This is a genomic window from Ralstonia sp. SA306 (assembly GCF_054792405.1).
In genome coordinates this window covers 1,994,096-2,009,184 of record NZ_CP096451.1, presented here as the reverse complement: position 1 = coordinate 2,009,184, position 15,089 = coordinate 1,994,096, and the positions used below count along the sequence as shown (strand labels likewise).

16 protein-coding genes are annotated in these 15,089 nt (G+C 64.6%); 10 read left to right on the top strand and 6 right to left on the bottom strand.

Features of this window, described 5'->3' with window-relative positions:
- Positions 1–69: 69 nt before the first annotated feature.
- Positions 70–2,151, top strand: coding sequence for a site-specific recombinase (locus M1D44_RS09630; protein ID WP_316853339.1), 2,082 nt, complete (start codon positions 70–72; stop codon positions 2,149–2,151).
- Between the two features lie 2 nt (positions 2,152–2,153).
- Here M1D44_RS09630 and rbsK read toward each other — a convergent pair whose 3' ends face one another.
- From rbsK to M1D44_RS09605, 5 genes are read right to left on the bottom strand one after another with little or no spacing between them, the layout of a single operon-like run.
- Positions 2,154–3,119, bottom strand: a complete 966-nt coding sequence (rbsK, locus tag M1D44_RS09625) for a ribokinase (RefSeq protein ID WP_316853340.1) — start codon at positions 3,117–3,119, stop codon at positions 2,154–2,156.
- Positions 3,120–3,156: 37 nt separating this feature from the next.
- Entirely contained in the window at positions 3,157–4,197 is a 1,041-nt protein-coding gene (locus tag M1D44_RS09620) for a LacI family DNA-binding transcriptional regulator (protein ID WP_024976141.1), read from the bottom strand.
- Positions 4,198–4,215: 18 nt separating this feature from the next.
- Positions 4,216–5,223, bottom strand: a complete 1,008-nt coding sequence (locus tag M1D44_RS09615; RefSeq protein ID WP_316853341.1) for an ABC transporter permease — start codon at positions 5,221–5,223, stop codon at positions 4,216–4,218.
- Positions 5,213–6,793, bottom strand: a complete 1,581-nt coding sequence (locus tag M1D44_RS09610; protein WP_316853342.1) for a sugar ABC transporter ATP-binding protein — start codon at positions 6,791–6,793, stop codon at positions 5,213–5,215. The genes M1D44_RS09615 and M1D44_RS09610 overlap by 11 nt, the downstream gene beginning before the upstream one ends.
- 29 nt (positions 6,794–6,822) lie before the next feature.
- Positions 6,823–7,782, bottom strand: a complete 960-nt coding sequence (locus M1D44_RS09605) for a sugar ABC transporter substrate-binding protein (RefSeq protein ID WP_316853343.1) — start codon at positions 7,780–7,782, stop codon at positions 6,823–6,825.
- A gap of 422 nt (positions 7,783–8,204) precedes the next feature.
- Here M1D44_RS09605 and iscR point away from each other — a divergent pair, with 422 nt between their 5' ends.
- The 9 genes from iscR (at position 8,205) to iscX (ending at position 14,229) form a co-directional block, all read left to right on the top strand.
- Complete coding sequence (gene iscR, locus M1D44_RS09600) at positions 8,205–8,798, top strand: Fe-S cluster assembly transcriptional regulator IscR (protein WP_316853344.1); 594 nt, start codon at positions 8,205–8,207, stop codon at positions 8,796–8,798.
- Between the two features lie 74 nt (positions 8,799–8,872).
- Entirely contained in the window at positions 8,873–10,090 is a 1,218-nt protein-coding gene (locus tag M1D44_RS09595) for an IscS subfamily cysteine desulfurase (protein WP_024976136.1), read from the top strand.
- Positions 10,091–10,149: 59 nt separating this feature from the next.
- The gene (iscU, locus tag M1D44_RS09590) at positions 10,150–10,551 is read left to right on the top strand and encodes a Fe-S cluster assembly scaffold IscU (RefSeq protein WP_004635709.1); all 402 of its coding nucleotides are present in this window, start codon (positions 10,150–10,152) and stop codon (positions 10,549–10,551) included.
- Between the two features lie 26 nt (positions 10,552–10,577).
- A complete protein-coding gene (gene iscA / locus M1D44_RS09585) occupies positions 10,578–10,898 on the top strand; it encodes an iron-sulfur cluster assembly protein IscA (RefSeq protein ID WP_024976135.1) in 321 nt (106 codons plus the stop codon).
- 10 nt (positions 10,899–10,908) lie between these two features.
- Positions 10,909–11,109, top strand: coding sequence for a DUF3565 domain-containing protein (locus tag M1D44_RS09580; protein WP_024976134.1), 201 nt, complete (start codon positions 10,909–10,911; stop codon positions 11,107–11,109).
- 34 nt (positions 11,110–11,143) lie between these two features.
- The gene (gene hscB, locus M1D44_RS09575; protein ID WP_316853345.1) at positions 11,144–11,683 is read left to right on the top strand and encodes a Fe-S protein assembly co-chaperone HscB; all 540 of its coding nucleotides are present in this window, start codon (positions 11,144–11,146) and stop codon (positions 11,681–11,683) included.
- Positions 11,684–11,752: 69 nt separating this feature from the next.
- Positions 11,753–13,618: a Fe-S protein assembly chaperone HscA gene (gene hscA, locus M1D44_RS09570; RefSeq protein ID WP_112185305.1), complete on the top strand. Its 1,866-nt coding sequence runs from the start codon at positions 11,753–11,755 to the stop codon at positions 13,616–13,618.
- A gap of 46 nt (positions 13,619–13,664) precedes the next feature.
- Positions 13,665–14,003, top strand: coding sequence for an ISC system 2Fe-2S type ferredoxin (fdx, locus tag M1D44_RS09565; protein ID WP_024976131.1), 339 nt, complete (start codon positions 13,665–13,667; stop codon positions 14,001–14,003).
- 31 nt (positions 14,004–14,034) lie between these two features.
- Entirely contained in the window at positions 14,035–14,229 is a 195-nt protein-coding gene (gene iscX, locus M1D44_RS09560) for a Fe-S cluster assembly protein IscX (RefSeq protein WP_009238557.1), read from the top strand.
- 77 nt (positions 14,230–14,306) lie between these two features.
- On the opposite strand, the gene M1D44_RS09555 is transcribed toward iscX, so the two are convergent.
- Positions 14,307–15,050 (bottom strand): glycine zipper 2TM domain-containing protein, encoded by a 744-nt coding sequence (locus M1D44_RS09555; protein WP_112185303.1) that lies wholly within the window; start codon positions 15,048–15,050, stop codon positions 14,307–14,309.
- Positions 15,051–15,089: the final 39 nt, after the last annotated feature.

The window sequence follows — 15,089 nt, the reverse complement described above, 5'->3', positions numbered from 1 at the left end:
GTCGCCTGACCGGGGAATCGGCACGTGCTGCAGCGCTCGACTGCACGCGTCCGCCATCAAGGGAGTTCGATGTTCAATTTTTTGCTTAACCCGTGGCGCAAGTGGCGCGCTTCCCGGCACGCCAGCCATCAACTCGATGCCATCCTCGCCCAGTTCGAACCCACGCGCAGTCTGGCCGAACGCAATGAATGGCTGATCGAGCTGGCTTACTGGCTGCGCCGGGCGGAGCGGCCCGTTGGTGCCGCATCAGAGTCTTGGCGCTATGCACGTCTGCGCTATCTGCTGCAGGTGCTGGAGAACAATCCGGCCCTGGCCGAACGCGTCGGGCAGACATTGCGCAGCATCGTGCAGGACAACGATCCGGTGTCGCTGCTGTGCGATACGGGGTTGTCGTCACGCTCGGGTTTCTGGAGCGAGTTGATCGACCGCTGGCAGGTGCGCTTGCTGCCGCCCGCACCCAATCAGCCGCAGCTGGCAACGTTGTTTGCACTGCTGTTTGTGGGGCCGACCGATGCTCAGTGGGTGGACGGCCTGGACGACGAACTGGTCACGCGCCTTTACGCGCTGTTCCGCGCAGGGATGACCGACGCCGATCACGCCGCTGGTCAGACACGCCTGGAGCGCAGCCTTGGCATCGGCATACAGATACTGATCAGCCAGGTCCGTGCGGCGGGTTTGTCGCGCGGTATCCGCAGCCGCATGGACCATGCGGAACTCACCGATTCTCCGTTCTATCTGCTGGCCGACGCAGCCAACGCGATCTTCCTGGAACGACCCAACACGGAGCTTGCGAGCCCCGCGCGGTTCCTGCAGGAACTCAACTACTTTCGCGCCGTGCTGGACCGCTGCCGCACGGCTACGACCGGCGTGTATCAGCATCTGGACGAGAACGGCGTCTCGGTGGAAGTCGTGTTCCAGGTCGAGCGCATGAAGGCGTGGCTGGGCCGCATCGATTTGCTGCTCACGGCATGGGCGGACACGCAGGGCTCGCGTCGCTTCGTGCATATGACGGCCGAGCTGGTGTCGGCCAGCCAGCATCGCCGCAGCGTGGGGTATCTGATCCGCTCCACGTTTGCTGATCTGGCGCGCAAGGTGGTCGAGCGCTCTGCGGAGAGTGGCGAACACTACATTACCCGCGACGGCAAGGAATACGGCGCGATGGTCAAGGCTGCAGCCGGCGGCGGCGTCATTACGGCGGCCACGGTGTACATCAAGTTCTTCATCACCGGGGCGCATTTGTCGCGCTTTACCGAAGGGTTGTTCGCGTCGATCAACTATGCGGTCAGCTTTCTCGGCATCCATTTCGCGCATTTCACGCTGGCCACCAAACAACCCGCCATGACGGCCCCTGCGCTGGCGCACCGGCTCGACCAGGTGGGCCGCCAGGAAGGGTTGGACCGCTTTGTCGACGACACGGTCGCCATGATCCGCTCCAACGCGGCGGCGATTGCGGGCAATCTTGTGGCCGTGGCGCCGGTGGCTTTCCTGGTGCAGTGGCTGGCCGGGCGTTTCTTCCATACCGATCTGATTTCGGCAGCGAAGGCGATGGCGACCATCGATTCGTTCTCGATTCTTGGGCCGACGCCGCTGTACGCGATCTTCACGGGCGTGTTGCTGTGGGCGTCGAGCCTGGCGGCGGGTTGGGCCGACAACTGGTTCGCGCTGCATCGTGTGCATGACGTGATTGCCTACCACCGGCGCTTGCGTTTCATGGTCGGCACGCAGGGCGCGCAGCGCATTGCCAGCTTCTGGAAGCGCAATCTGTCGGGCATTGTCGCCAACGTGTCGCTGGGCTTCATGCTGGGGCTGGGGCCCGAGATCCTGTCCTTCTTCGGCCCGCATATGGAAGTGCGTCACGTCACGCTGTCGACCGGTGCGGTGGCAACCGCCGTGGGCGTGCTGGGCCCCAGCGTGATGCATACGGCGCCGTTCTGGCTGGCCGTGGCCGGCATTGCGCTGATGGGTGTGCTGAACGTCCTGGTGTCGTTTGCGCTTGCCTTTAACATGGCGATGCGCTCGCGCAACCTGCGCGGGGTCGATCGCAAGCGCGTGACGAGTGCCGTGTGGCGCCGCATCTTGCGCGATCCGCTGTGCCTGCTGGTGCCGCGTGCCCCGACTGTGAGCACGCCGCCCAGCAGCACGCCGGTCTAGGTCTAGTGGGTTGCGGGCGCGGCAGGCGCGCCCAACTCGCTGCGGAACGGAATGGACGGCTGCGCGCCGAGCCGCGTGACTGACACTGCCGCCGCGGCTTGCCCGAATTCGATGGCCGTATCGGGCGCTACGCCTTCCGCCAGTGCCGCGGCCAGCGCGCCGACAAACGTATCGCCGGCAGCCGTGGTGTCGATGGCGTGCGCGATCGGTGCCGGCATCAACAGGCGCGACTGCGCATCTACATAAGCCACGCCGCGCGCGCCCAGCGTGACGATCACGTGCCGCGCACCTTGTGCATGCAGATCAGCGGCGGCATCCAGTGCGGCTTCGGGCGAATCGACGGTGCGGGCTGTCAGTAGCGCGGCTTCGGTTTCGTTCGGGATCAGGAAATCGCAGGCCGCAATCCATGGGGTAGGCAGCGGGCCGATGGCAGGCGCCGGGTTCAGGATGACCGTTTTGCCAAGCCGCTGCCCCAACTTGAGCGCGCACTCCACCGCATCCGGCGGAGATTCCAACTGACAGACGATCACGCGTGCGCGTTCGAACGCAGCCCGCTGCGCTTCGATCATGGCTGGCGTCAGCAATTCGTTGGCGCCGGCCACGATGACGATGGTGTTCTGGCCACTGTTGGCCACGGTCACACAGGCGATGCCGGTAGCCGCCCCGGCGTGCACCGACACCATCGACGTGTCCACGCCCTCGCGGCGCAGGCCGTCGCGCAGTGCGGTGCCGTATGGGTCGTCACCGACGCAGCCGAGCATGGCGACACGCGCCCCCAGGCGCGCAGCCGCCACGGCCTGGTTGGCGCCCTTGCCGCCCGGAATGGTTTCCAGCGCAGGCGCAGCAACCGTTTGCCCGGGACGCGGCAAGCGCGGCGTGCGGATCACGAGATCCATATTCAGGCTGCCGACGATCAGCACGTCGGCAGCGGGGTGGGCGGAAGAGGCGGAAGGGCGCTTGGCCACCATGGCGGGACTACGTTGAAGGCGTGAAAGGAATGCGGGATCAGGCTGCGCGGGCTGGGCGCTCGGGTTCGGCCGTCGACTCGCGCAAAGACAGGCGCGGCGGCAGCACGATGCGGCGCGCACGGTGCTCTTCCACAGGATGGCGCAAGGCGTTGTCGCCGAGGTGTTCAAGCAGCGTCTGCGCGGTGGTCTCGCCCAACTGGCGGATCGATTGGCCAACCGTGGACAGCGCCGGGTAGACGTAGCGGCTCAGTTCGATGTCGTCAAAGCCCATCACGGACAGCGCCTTCGGCACGGGAATGCCCAGTTCCGCCGCGGCGCGCAGCGCACCGATGCCCATCAGGTCATTGCCGGCAAAGATGGCCGTGGGCATCTCGCCTTCGGTCAGCAACTGGCGTGCGGCGCGGTAGCCGCCGGGGCTGGTGAAATCGCCTTCGGCAATGCGGGCGGAGGCTTCCGGCACGCCGGCTTCGCGTAGCGCACGGTGGAAACCGGCCAGGCGCTCTGTCGTCACGCTCAGTGCCGACGGCCCGCTGATGCAGGCGATGCGGCGGTGGCCGAGGTCCAGCAGATGCTTGGTCGCCATGTAGGCGCCTTCTTCGTGATCGACCTGCACCTGATCGGCCTGGATGCCTTCGGTCGGGCGGTCGACCATCACGATGGGCAGAGCGGATTCACCAAGCGCTTCAACCAATGCCGTGTCCGGCCCGGCGCTGCTGACGATGATGCCGTCGACGCGTTTTTCCATCAGCACACGCAGGTAGTCGCGCTGCTTGCGGGGGTCGTCGTCGGAGTTGCAGAGGATGACGCTGTAGCCGGCGGCGGCGCACACATCTTCAATGCCCCGCGCCAACTCCGCAAAGTACGGGTTGGTGGCGGTGGGCACGAGCACGCCAATGGTGCGCGTAGTGCGGTGTTTGAGCGAGCGCGCCACGGCGCTGGGCACATAGCGCGTAGCTCGGATGGCTTCTTCCACGCGTTTGCGCGTCTCCGCATTGACCGGTCTTGTGTTGTTGATGACGTGCGAGACGGTGGTGAACGAAACTCCGGCCAATGCGGCCACGTCCTTGATGGTTGCCATGACGATCTCCTCTGTCTCTTAATGTTGCTTGCTGCGGTTGCGCTTGCTGCGATAGGTATCCATGACCACGGCCGCGACGATGACCGCGCCCGTGATGATTCGTTTGGTGGGCTCGGAGGCGCCGATCTGTGCGAGGCCCGATTCGAGCACCGAGATGATCAGCACGCCGAACAGCGTGCGCACGACCGAGCCGCGCCCACCCATCAGGCTCGTGCCGCCGATCACCACGGCCGCGATCACCTGCAGTTCCATGCCCACGCCGGCGTTCGGATCGGCCGCTTCCAGGCGCGACACCTGGAACAGCGCGGCCAGGCCCGAGAGCAGCCCCATCAACGCGAACACCGCAATCTTGTAGGGGCGCGGATTCACGCCCGCCAGCCGTACGGCTTCTTCATTGGTGCCGATAGCCACGAGGTATCGGCCGAACACCGTGCGCACCAGCACGATCTGGCCAACGATCGTGATGACAATCGCAATCAGGAACGACGGCGCAATGCCCAGCGCGATGGGGTTGGCCAGCCAGTCGACCGCGCTGCCGATGTACACCGTGCGCGAATCGGTGAGGCTGTAGGCGAGGCCGCGCGCCATTTCCAACACACCCAGTGACACGATGAACGACGGGATACCCCAGTGCACCGTGACCGCGCCGGTCAGCATGCCCGCCGCCGTTGCCAGCACCACGCCCGCCAACGCCGCCGGCAACAAGCCCCAGCCAAACTGGGTCATGGCAACGGACAGCACCGAAGCCGCCAGCGCCAGCACCGAGCCGACCGACAAATCAATGCCGCCGATCATCAGAATGAACGTCATGCCCACGGCCATCACCAGCAGGTCGGGGATCTCGTTGGCGATGGTGGTGAACGTGGGCAGCGAGAAGAACGTCGGCGACAGCGTGCTGAACAGCACCAGCATGGCGACCAGCGCAGCGAGCAACCCGCCGACGGTGCCGAGCGACATGCCCAGCGCCGCGCGCGTGCCGGCAGCCGGTGTGGGCGGCGTCGGGGGCAGGGTGGAATCAGAGCGCATCTGCGGTCTCCGAGGGCGATTGTGATGCACGTGAATCGGATTCGCCCGATTCACCAAAAGCGGCGGCGAGCAGGGAATCCTGGCTCCAGCCGTCGCGTTGGAAGATGTGTGTCAGTCGCCCGGCGCGCATGACGCCAATGCGATCGCACAGTTGCATGAGTTCGCGCAGATCGCTCGACACCACGACCAGCGCCTTGCCTCGCGCGGCCAGCGCGTCGAGCAGCGTATAGATGTCGAACTTGGCGCCGACATCCACGCCTCGCGTCGGCTCATCGAATAGCAGCACGGGCGTGTCGCGCTCCAGCCACCGGGCAATCGCAACCTTCTGCTGATTGCCGCCGGAGAGTTCTCCGACCGGTTGCTCGGGCCCAGCGCAACGGATGCGCAATGCGCCGATGTGCCGCTGCGCCAGCGCACGCTCGCGCGCCGGTTGCAGCCAGCCGCGCTTCGTGACGGTGGGCATGTTGCCCAGCGCGATGTTGGTCGCGATGGGCAGGCTCAACATCAGGCCTTCGTCCTTGCGGTCTTCGGTGAGCAAGCTGATGCCGTGACGCACCGCGTCGCCGGGCGAACGGATGCGCACAGGCGCCAGCGGCGAGCCGACTTCGACGGTGCCCGCATCCGCGCGGTCCGCCCCGAAGATCAGCCGCAGCAATTCCGTGCGGCCCGCACCCACTAGGCCGGCGATGCCGAAGATCTCTCCGGGCGCCACGTCGAAGCTCACATCGCGCACGGCTGGCGCACGCGTCAGACCGGTCACCCGCAGCGCCGGCGAGCCGTCACCAAGCCACGGCTCGCGCGCGGCCCGTTGCGTTTCGGATGAGGCGGCCACGTCGCGGCCGACCATCGCTTGGATGAGTGCGTCCTGCGTGACCGTGGCCGCCGGTGCATCGGTGACCAGCTTGCCGTCACGCAGCACAACGATGCGATCGGCAATGCGCGCCAGTTCGTGCAGGCGGTGGGAGATATAGAGGATGGCCACGCCCTCGCGGCGCAGGGCGTCGATGCGCTCGAACAGCGTGGCGCTTTCGTGTGCGCTCAGCATCGCCGTCGGCTCGTCGAGGATGAGCACCCGGCATGCGCTGCCCAGCGCGCGGGCAATCTCGATCATCTGCCGGTGGCCGATGCCGAGCGTGTGTACGGGCGTCCAGGGATCGAGGTCCAGACCAACGCGTGCAAGCGCCTGTTCGGCCCGATGGCGCAGCGCAGCGCGATCCATAAAACCCAGCCGCTGGGGCAGTTCGCCGAGGAACAGGTTCTCGGCCACCGTCAGAGTGGGCACCATGCTCAGCTCCTGCAGCACCATGCGCACGCCCAGCGCTTCGGCAGCGCTGCGCGAATCGGGTGCGTACAGCGTGCCGCCCAGCGTCATGGAACCCGAGGTTGCCGTCTCCAGCCCGCAGAGAATCTTGGAAAGCGTGCTCTTGCCGGCGCCGTTCTCCCCCGTGAGCGCAAGCACCTCGCCCGCGTGCACGTCGAGATCGATATCTCGCAGCACGGGGGCGGCGTAGTGCTTGCTGACGGCGGAGACGCGCAGCAGCGGCGGGCGCGGTTCGTAAGCGGCAGACATGGCTGGCGGCGGCTTGCCGGTCTGTGGCGTTACGTACGCGTGACGAGGTTGACCGGTGTCTCGACGACACCCGACAGCTTCGCCTGCGGCGTCTTGGCGGCCAGCGCCTTCAGGGCGGTCTCGATGCCGTAGACGGCTTGCTGATCGGCGTGCTGATCAGCAGTGGCAACGACACGCCCATCAGCCAGCATGGCCTTGATGGCGTCGATGTTGTCATAGCCGCCAATCAGCACCTTGCCCAGCTTGCCCGCCGCGCGCACGGCCGATACGGCGCCGATGGCCATGTTGTCGTTGCCGCACAGCAGGGCCTTCAGGTCAGGTTCTGAGCGCAGCATGGCGGCCGCCACCTTGTTGCCCTTGTCGATTTCCCATTCGCCCGATTGCACCCCCGCGATCTTCAGCTTGGCGGCTTCGGCCGCATCCTTGAAGCCGGCGGTGCGCTGTTGCGCGTTCGTTGTGGTCGGAATGCCTTCAATAATGCCCACGGCATCGCCCGGCTTGAGCGACTTGGCAACGAAGTCGCCCACGAGTCTTGCCCCCTTGCGGTTGTCCGGCCCCACGAAGGGCACGTTGAGCCCTTTCTCCTTGAGCGCCGCCGGGTCCAGCCGGTTGTCGATGTTGATGACGAGAATGCCCGCGTCCACGGCCTTCTTGACGACCGGCACCAATGCCTTGGAGTCGGCCGGCGCCAGCACCAGCGCATCCACACGCGCGACGATCATCTGCTCGACCAAGCGGATCTGGCCGGCAGTGTCGGTTTCGTCGCGAATGCCGTTGGTCAGCAGCGAGTACTCCGACGCGTGGTCCTTCTGATGCTTGCGGGCGCCGTTCTCCATGGTCAGGAAGAACTCGTTGGCGAGCGACTTCATGACCAGCGCCACTTTGGGCGGCTGGTTGGCGGCGTACGCCAGCGAAAACGGGAACGGCAGAGCTGCAGCTACGGCAGAGCCCGCGCCAAGTTGCAAGGCGCGGCGACGGCGGATATCCATGGTGTCTCCTCCAGGAAGAGGCCTGTCTGGGGCGGGTGGGTGCGGGCATCGTTACTTGTTACGCCATAAGGCGTTCCTAAGGGCAATCGCGCCTCGCTCTTCGCAAACGTTTGCGTATCTGACAGTCTCGGCTACCGCGTAACAGAAGTCAATCAAATTGCGCTTTTCACCGCATAAGGAAAAACCCGCAGTGACGGCGCCTTCGCGACGGCCCCGCAAGTTGCGCTGCGGGAGTGGCGTGATAGCCCTATCGAACGTGGTTGATTGTTTTAGTCCACAATACGGCCTGCCGCGTGGCCATCCCGGTTTCCGGGCTCTGCAAATCCCCTTGCTGCGACGCGGAATCCCCCGACACCTTAGTTGACCGATTTTGTCGGGTTCCTTTATACTTGAGCAAAACGATCAGGTATTTCCCCGACGCCATGAGATTGACCACCAAAGGCCGCTTCGCGGTCACCGCCATGATTGACTTGGCGCTGCGCCAAGAACAGGGTCCGGTCACGCTGGCTGGCATCAGCCAGCGTCAGAAGATTTCGCTGTCGTATCTGGAGCAGCTGTTCGGCAAACTGCGCCGCCACGAAATCGTGGAAAGTGTGCGCGGGCCGGGCGGCGGCTACAGCCTCGCGCGCCGTGCCGACGACGTTACCGTTGCCGACATCATCATCGCCGTGGACGAGCCGCTGGATGCCACCCAATGCGGTGGCAAGGGCAACTGCGGCGGCGAAGAGCATGTCGGCGGTCACTCGGGCCGCTGCATGACGCACGATCTGTGGGCCACGCTCAACCAGAAGATGGTCGAGTATCTCGATTCGGTATCGCTGCAGAACTTGGTCGATCAGCAACGCGAGCGTCAGCCCGAAGTGATCCAGGACATGCGTGAAGCACGTCCGGCCCGCCGCGAACGCGCACCGACACGCGCCCGCGCCGTCGACACGTCTGCCACCACGTCGGTGGCCGCCGAGCCGGTCAAGCGCCCGCCGCTGGTCAACTCCGTTTTCAGTCTGGCGCAGTCGTGATTGCGTCAGCGTGAGGCCGGCCACGACGCCAGCCCCACACAAGAACATCGCCCCCCACACAAGGCAGACAAGATATGAGCACCCCGCAACTTCCCATCTACATGGACTATTCCGCGACGACGCCGGTGGACCCGCGCGTCGTCGACAAGATGATTCCGTACCTGCGTGAGAGCTTCGGCAACCCGGCCTCGCGCAGCCACCCGTTTGGTTGGGAAGCCGAGAAGGCCGTCGAAACCGCGCGCGAGCAGGTTGCAGCACTGGTGAATGCCGACCCGCGCGAAATCGTCTGGACGTCTGGCGCTACCGAGTCCGACAACCTGGCCATCAAGGGCGCTGCCAATTTCTACAGCAGCAAGGGCAAGCACATCATCACCGTCAAGACCGAGCACAAGGCTGTGCTGGACACGACACGTGAATTAGAGCGCCAGGGCTTCGAAGTGACGTATCTGGACGTGAAGGACAACGGCCTGATCGATATCGAAGTCTTCAAGCAAGCCATTCGCCCCGACACCATTCTTGCGTCGGTGATGATGGTAAACAACGAAATCGGCGTGGTTCAGGACATCGAGCAGTTGGGCGAGATCTGCCGCGAGAAGGGCGTGATCTTCCACGTGGATGCCGCCCAGGCCACCGGCAAGGTGGGCATCGACCTGCAAAAGCTGAAGGTCGACCTGATGTCGTTCTCGGCCCACAAGACGTATGGGCCGAAGGGCATCGGTGCGCTGTACGTGCGCCGCAAGCCGCGTATCCGCATCGAAGCGCAGATGCACGGCGGTGGCCACGAGCGCGGCATGCGTTCGGGCACGCTGGCTACGCACCAGATCGTCGGCATGGGCGAGGCCTTCCGCATCGCCAAGGAAGAAATGGCGACCGAGAACGAGCGCATCCGCATGCTGCGTGACCGTCTGTATCGCGGCCTCAATACGATGGAAGAGGTGTATGTGAACGGCGACATGGAAGCCCGTGTGCCGCACAACCTCAACATCAGCTTCAACTTCGTCGAAGGCGAGTCGCTGATCATGGCCATCAAGGACGTCGCCGTGTCGTCGGGCTCGGCCTGCACGTCGGCATCTCTGGAACCGTCGTACGTGCTGCGTGCGCTGGGCCGCAACGACGAACTGGCGCACAGCTCGATCCGCTTCACGGTGGGCCGTTTCACCACGGAAGAAGAGGTCGATTACGTGGTCGAACTGCTCAAGAACAAGATCGGCAAGCTGCGCGACCTGTCTCCGCTGTGGGAGATGTACAAGGACGGCGTGGATCTGAACAGCATTCAATGGGCGGCGCACTAAGCGCGGCGTTTGAGAACAACGGCGCCCCCGCGCCAGCCAACGATTGATAGAGGTGTGAAATGTCTTACAGCAACCAAGTTCTGGACCATTACGAAAACCCGCGCAATGTCGGTTCGTTCGAGAAGGGCGACGACACGGTCGGTACCGGCATGGTCGGCGCGCCGGCTTGCGGCGACGTGATGAAACTGCAGATCAAGGTCAACGAGCAGGGCGTGATTGAAGACGCAAAGTTCAAGACCTACGGCTGCGGTTCTGCCATTGCTTCGTCGTCGCTGGTGACGGAGTGGGTGAAGGGCAAGACGCTGGATCAAGCGCTGGAAATCCGCAATACGGCCATCGCTGAAGAGCTGGCGTTGCCGCCGGTGAAGATCCACTGCTCGATCCTGGCCGAGGACGCCATCAAGGCGGCGGTGGCGGACTACAAGGAAAAGCACGGCTCGGCCGAGCAGAAGGCGGCTTGAGCCGGATTGGATAGAAAGGACGCAGCATGATCACCCTGACCGACAAGGCCGCGCAGCACGTTTCCCGCTACCTGACCCGCCGTGGCAAGGGCGTGGGCTTGCGCGTGGGCGTGAAGACCACGGGCTGCTCGGGCCTGGCCTACAAGCTCGAATATGCAGACGAGATTGCCGCCGAAGACGAGGTCTTTGAGTCCAACGGCGTCAAGGTGATCGTCGATCCGAAGAGCTTGCCGTACATCGACGGCACCGAGCTGGACTACGCGCGAGAAGGGCTGAACGAAGGTTTCCGCTTCAACAACCCGAACGTGAAGGACGAGTGCGGCTGCGGCGAGTCGTTCCGCGTGTGAGCGGGGCGCATTGAAGCAGGCGATTGTCGGTTTCGAGCGGGACGAGGAAGGCCACTGGGTCGCCCGTCTCGCCTGCGGGCATGGGCAGCATATGCGCCACGATCCGCCCTGGCAATTGCGGCCCTGGACTGAAACCGAAGCCGGGCGCGCCAGCAAGATCGGCGTGATTGTGGAATGCCTGAAGTGCGATCGGGGTGAGCCGGTCGAATAAGGAACACGAGGCGGCGCAGCCGCTTTTTTTATTCATGAATTTCGGCTTGTCAGCGAACACGACGCATTTTTCCCTCTTCGGTCTGCCCGAGCACTTCGAGGTCGACGACGACGCGCTGAACGCTGCGTACCGCACCGTGCAGTCGCAGGCGCATCCGGATCGCTATGCCCACGCAGGCGACGCCGAACGCCGCGTCGCCATGCAATGGGCCACGCGCGCCAACGAGGCGTATCAGACGCTGCGAGATCCGCTCAAACGGGCGACGTATCTGCTGCATCTGCGTGGTATCGACGTGCAGGCCGAGAACAATACCGCCATGCCGGCCGCGTTTCTCATGCAGCAAATGGAATGGCGCGAAGCCCTGGGCGACGCCAAGGTGGAGCGCAACGTCGATGCGTTGGACGGTTTGCTTGGCATGCTGCGCAAGGAAAAACGGGCGCGTTATCAGGCGCTGTCCGGTCTGCTCAATGGCGATGGCAACACCGCGGCAGCAGCGGACGCCGTGCGCCAATTGATGTTCATCGAAAAGATCGAACGCGATACCGCCGAGGCCATCGACCGGCTGGAAGACTAAAACCCAGAATTTGCGACAATGTTGGGTTTGCCTCGGCAGGCAGCCCATCCGCGCAATCGAGACATCCCCATGGCTTTACTGCAGATTTCCGAACCTGGCGAATCGCCCGCACCGCACCAGCGCCGTCTGGCGGTGGGCATCGACTTGGGCACGACCAACTCGCTGGTGGCCTCCGTGCGCAGCAGCGTGCCGGAAGTGTTGCCCGATGATCAGGGCCGCCCGCTGCTGCCCTCCGTGGTGCGCTATCTGCCCGCGGGCGGTGCCCACATCGGCTACAAGGCTCAGGCCGAAGCTGTGCGTGACCCCAAGAACACCATCATCTCGGTCAAGCGTTTCATGGGGCGCGGCTTGAAGGATGTGGCCCACATCGAGAACACGCCATACGACTTTGTCGACGCGCCCGGCATGGTGCAGTTGAAGACCGTGGCCGGTGTGAAGAGCCCGGTGGAAGTGTCGGCGGAGATTCTCGCCACGCTGCGCCAGCGCGCCGAAGACACGCTCGGCGATGAGCTCGTCGGCGCCGTCATCACCGTGCCCGCGTACTTTGACGATGCGCAGCGCCAAGCCACCAAGGACGCGGCCAAGCTGGCCGGCCTGAACGTGCTGCGTCTGCTGAACGAGCCGACCGCTGCCGCCATCGCCTATGGCCTGGACAATGCCGCCGAAGGTATTTACGCGGTCTACGATCTGGGTGGCGGTACGTTCGACATCTCGGTGCTCAAGCTCACCAAGGGCGTGTTCGAGGTGATGTCGACGGGTGGCGACTCTGCGCTCGGCGGTGACGACTTCGACCAGCGCATCGTCTGCTGGATCGTCGAGCAAGCCGGTCTGCAACCGCTCTCTGCCGAAGACACGCGCCTGCTGCTGAACAAGGCACGCGCCGCCAAGGAATGGCTCTCCACCGCCGACAGCACCGAGATTGACGCGATGCTCTCCACCGGCGAGACCGTGCACCTCGTGCTGACCGCAGAGGCCTTTGCCGAACTGACCGCCAACCTGGTGCAGAAGACGCTGTCGCCGGTGCGCCGCGCGCTGCGCGATGCGGGCGTGACGGTCGAAGAGATCAAGGGCGTTGTGCTGGTCGGTGGCGCGACGCGCATGCCGATCATCCGCCGTGCCGTTGGCCAGCTGTTTGGCCAGACGCCGCTCACGAACCTCGATCCCGACCAAGTGGTCGCTATCGGTGCGGCCATGCAGGCCAACCTGCTGGCCGGTAACCGTGCGCCGGGTGAAGACTGGCTGCTGCTCGACGTGATCCCGCTGTCGCTGGGCGTCGAGACGATGGGTGGCCTGGTCGAGAAGATCATCCCGCGTAACAGCACGATTCCCGTCGCTCGGGCGCAGGAGTTCACCACCTTCAAGGACGGCCAGACGGCCATGGCGATCCACGTGCTGCAGGGCGAGCGCGAACTGGCGAGCGATTGCCGTTCGCTGGCGCGTTTCGAGTTGCGTGGCATCCCGCCCATGGTGGCCGGCGCTGCGCGCATCCGCGTGACGTATCAGGTGGATGCTGATGGCTTGCTGTCGGTGTCGGCACGCGAAACGGTGTCGGGCGTGGAGGCGGCGATTGCTGTGAAGCCGTCGTACGGTCTGGGCGATGACGATGTCGCCCGCATGCTGAAGGAAGGTTTCCAATCCGCCGAAGACGACATGCGTCGTCGTGCGCTGGCGGAAGAGCGCGTTGAAGGCGAGCGCTTGCTGGAGGCACTGTCGCAGGCGCTGGCGGCCGATGGCGATTTGCTGTCGCCCGAAGAGCGTGCGGCCATCGACACCGAAATTGCCTCGCTGCGCACCACCATGCAGGGCGAAGACCACCGCGCCATCAAGGACGCCGTGGACGCCCTGTCGCACGCTACCGACGAATTCGCCGCGCGCCGCATGGATCGCGGCATTCGCAAGGCGCTCGCCGGCAAACGTATCGAGGAGCTCGGCTGATCGCCGATCGCATCCCCCAAAACACACTTATCGAACGAGTTTCTTCATGCCACACATCGTCGTTCTTCCTCACGTCGAATACTGCCCGGAAGGGGCCGTGATCGAAGCCAAGCCCGGCACGACCATCTGCGACGCGCTGTTGGGCGCCGACATCGAGATCGAGCACGCATGCGAGAAGTCGTGTGCCTGCACGACGTGCCACGTGATCGTGCGCGAGGGTTTCAATTCGCTGGAAGAGGCGACCGAGAAGGAAGAGGATCTGCTCGACAAGGCCTGGGGCCTGGAGCCGAACTCGCGCTTGTCGTGCCAGGCCAAAGTGGCGGATACCGACCTGACCGTCGAGATTCCGAAGTACACGATCAACCACGCCAAGGAAAACCACTGAGCCGAGTGGCCAGCGGTGGAGGGAGCCCATCATGAAATGGAACGACATCCAGCAGATCGCGGAAGCGCTGTATGACAAGTACCCCGACGTCGATCCGACGCGCCTGAATTTTGTGGACTTGCACAACAAGGTCGTCACGCTGGAAGGCTTCGACGACGACCACAAGCGTGGCGGCGAGAAGTTCCTCGAGGCCATCCAGCAAGCCTGGATCGACGAAGCGGAATAAGCGCGCAGCCTAAACGCGCACGCATGAAAAAACCGGCCCGAAGGCCGGTTTTTCTTTGGGGCGAAGGCGACGGCGAGTTAGCCAGCCACCAGCGTACCGTTCTCGATATGCACGCGCTCGCCTGCCTGGAAGCCCGGGGCAGCCTTGTACGTGAAGCTGCGGTTCGTGCCGTTGTCCATGCGCACGTTCACGCGGTATTGAGTGTCGCGGCTGTAGTAGTTCTCCGCCACATGGCCGCCGTAACCGCCCGCCACTGCGCCGCCGACTGTCGCCAGCGTACGGCCATTACCGCGCCCAATCTGGTTACCCAGCAAACCACCCACCACCGCGCCGCCGATCATGCCCAGGCCGGTTTCCTTGCCCTGCGTGGTGATCGGGGTGACCGACGTCACATGGCCTGCATATGGGCTGGCCGACTGGCGCGGCTGTGTTTGCGCATAGCTCGGACTGGTCGACGGCGCGCGTTCAGCGTACGACGGCTCACGGGCTCGCGTCGGAGCGGGAGCCATGTTCTGCGCCGGATACGGAGCAGCCTGATTCGGCTGCGTGGTCTGGCCCGGTGCAGCCAGCGCCATCGGGGCCGAAGCGCCCGGCATTGCCGCTGCCGATTGCGCAGCCACATTCGGATCTGTGCTGCCCTGCGTAGCCTTCGAGGTCGGCAGCACGCCAGTGATGGCGGCCACCGCAGTCAGGCTGGCGATGATGACAGCCACAGCCGCCGTGGTCATCAGCGGATGCATGCGTCGTGACGACGACGGCACCTGACCCGGCGACGTGCCGCCATATTGTTGACCTTGGTTCGGTTGGATGTTGTTCGTCATCTTCGTTCTCCTGCGGCCCGTGATTGGTTCGTGGTTCGG

Coding starts and splice junctions, on each gene's coding strand:
- M1D44_RS09615 (WP_316853341.1), bottom strand. CDS start 5,223: ATGCGCTCTGATTCCACCCTGCCCCCGACGCCGCCCACACCGGCTGCC.
- M1D44_RS09555 (WP_112185303.1), bottom strand. CDS start 15,050: ATGACGAACAACATCCAACCGAACCAAGGTCAACAATATGGCGGCACG.
- M1D44_RS09630 (WP_316853339.1), top strand. CDS start 70: ATGTTCAATTTTTTGCTTAACCCGTGGCGCAAGTGGCGCGCTTCCCGG.
- iscU (WP_004635709.1), top strand. CDS start 10,150: ATGTCTTACAGCAACCAAGTTCTGGACCATTACGAAAACCCGCGCAAT.
- M1D44_RS09605 (WP_316853343.1), bottom strand. CDS start 7,782: ATGGATATCCGCCGTCGCCGCGCCTTGCAACTTGGCGCGGGCTCTGCC.
- iscR (WP_316853344.1), top strand. CDS start 8,205: ATGAGATTGACCACCAAAGGCCGCTTCGCGGTCACCGCCATGATTGAC.
- M1D44_RS09595 (WP_024976136.1), top strand. CDS start 8,873: ATGAGCACCCCGCAACTTCCCATCTACATGGACTATTCCGCGACGACG.
- M1D44_RS09610 (WP_316853342.1), bottom strand. CDS start 6,793: ATGTCTGCCGCTTACGAACCGCGCCCGCCGCTGCTGCGCGTCTCCGCC.
- iscA (WP_024976135.1), top strand. CDS start 10,578: ATGATCACCCTGACCGACAAGGCCGCGCAGCACGTTTCCCGCTACCTG.
- M1D44_RS09620 (WP_024976141.1), bottom strand. CDS start 4,197: ATGGCAACCATCAAGGACGTGGCCGCATTGGCCGGAGTTTCGTTCACC.
- iscX (WP_009238557.1), top strand. CDS start 14,035: ATGAAATGGAACGACATCCAGCAGATCGCGGAAGCGCTGTATGACAAG.
- hscB (WP_316853345.1), top strand. CDS start 11,144: ATGAATTTCGGCTTGTCAGCGAACACGACGCATTTTTCCCTCTTCGGT.
- hscA (WP_112185305.1), top strand. CDS start 11,753: ATGGCTTTACTGCAGATTTCCGAACCTGGCGAATCGCCCGCACCGCAC.
- rbsK (WP_316853340.1), bottom strand. CDS start 3,119: ATGGTGGCCAAGCGCCCTTCCGCCTCTTCCGCCCACCCCGCTGCCGAC.
- fdx (WP_024976131.1), top strand. CDS start 13,665: ATGCCACACATCGTCGTTCTTCCTCACGTCGAATACTGCCCGGAAGGG.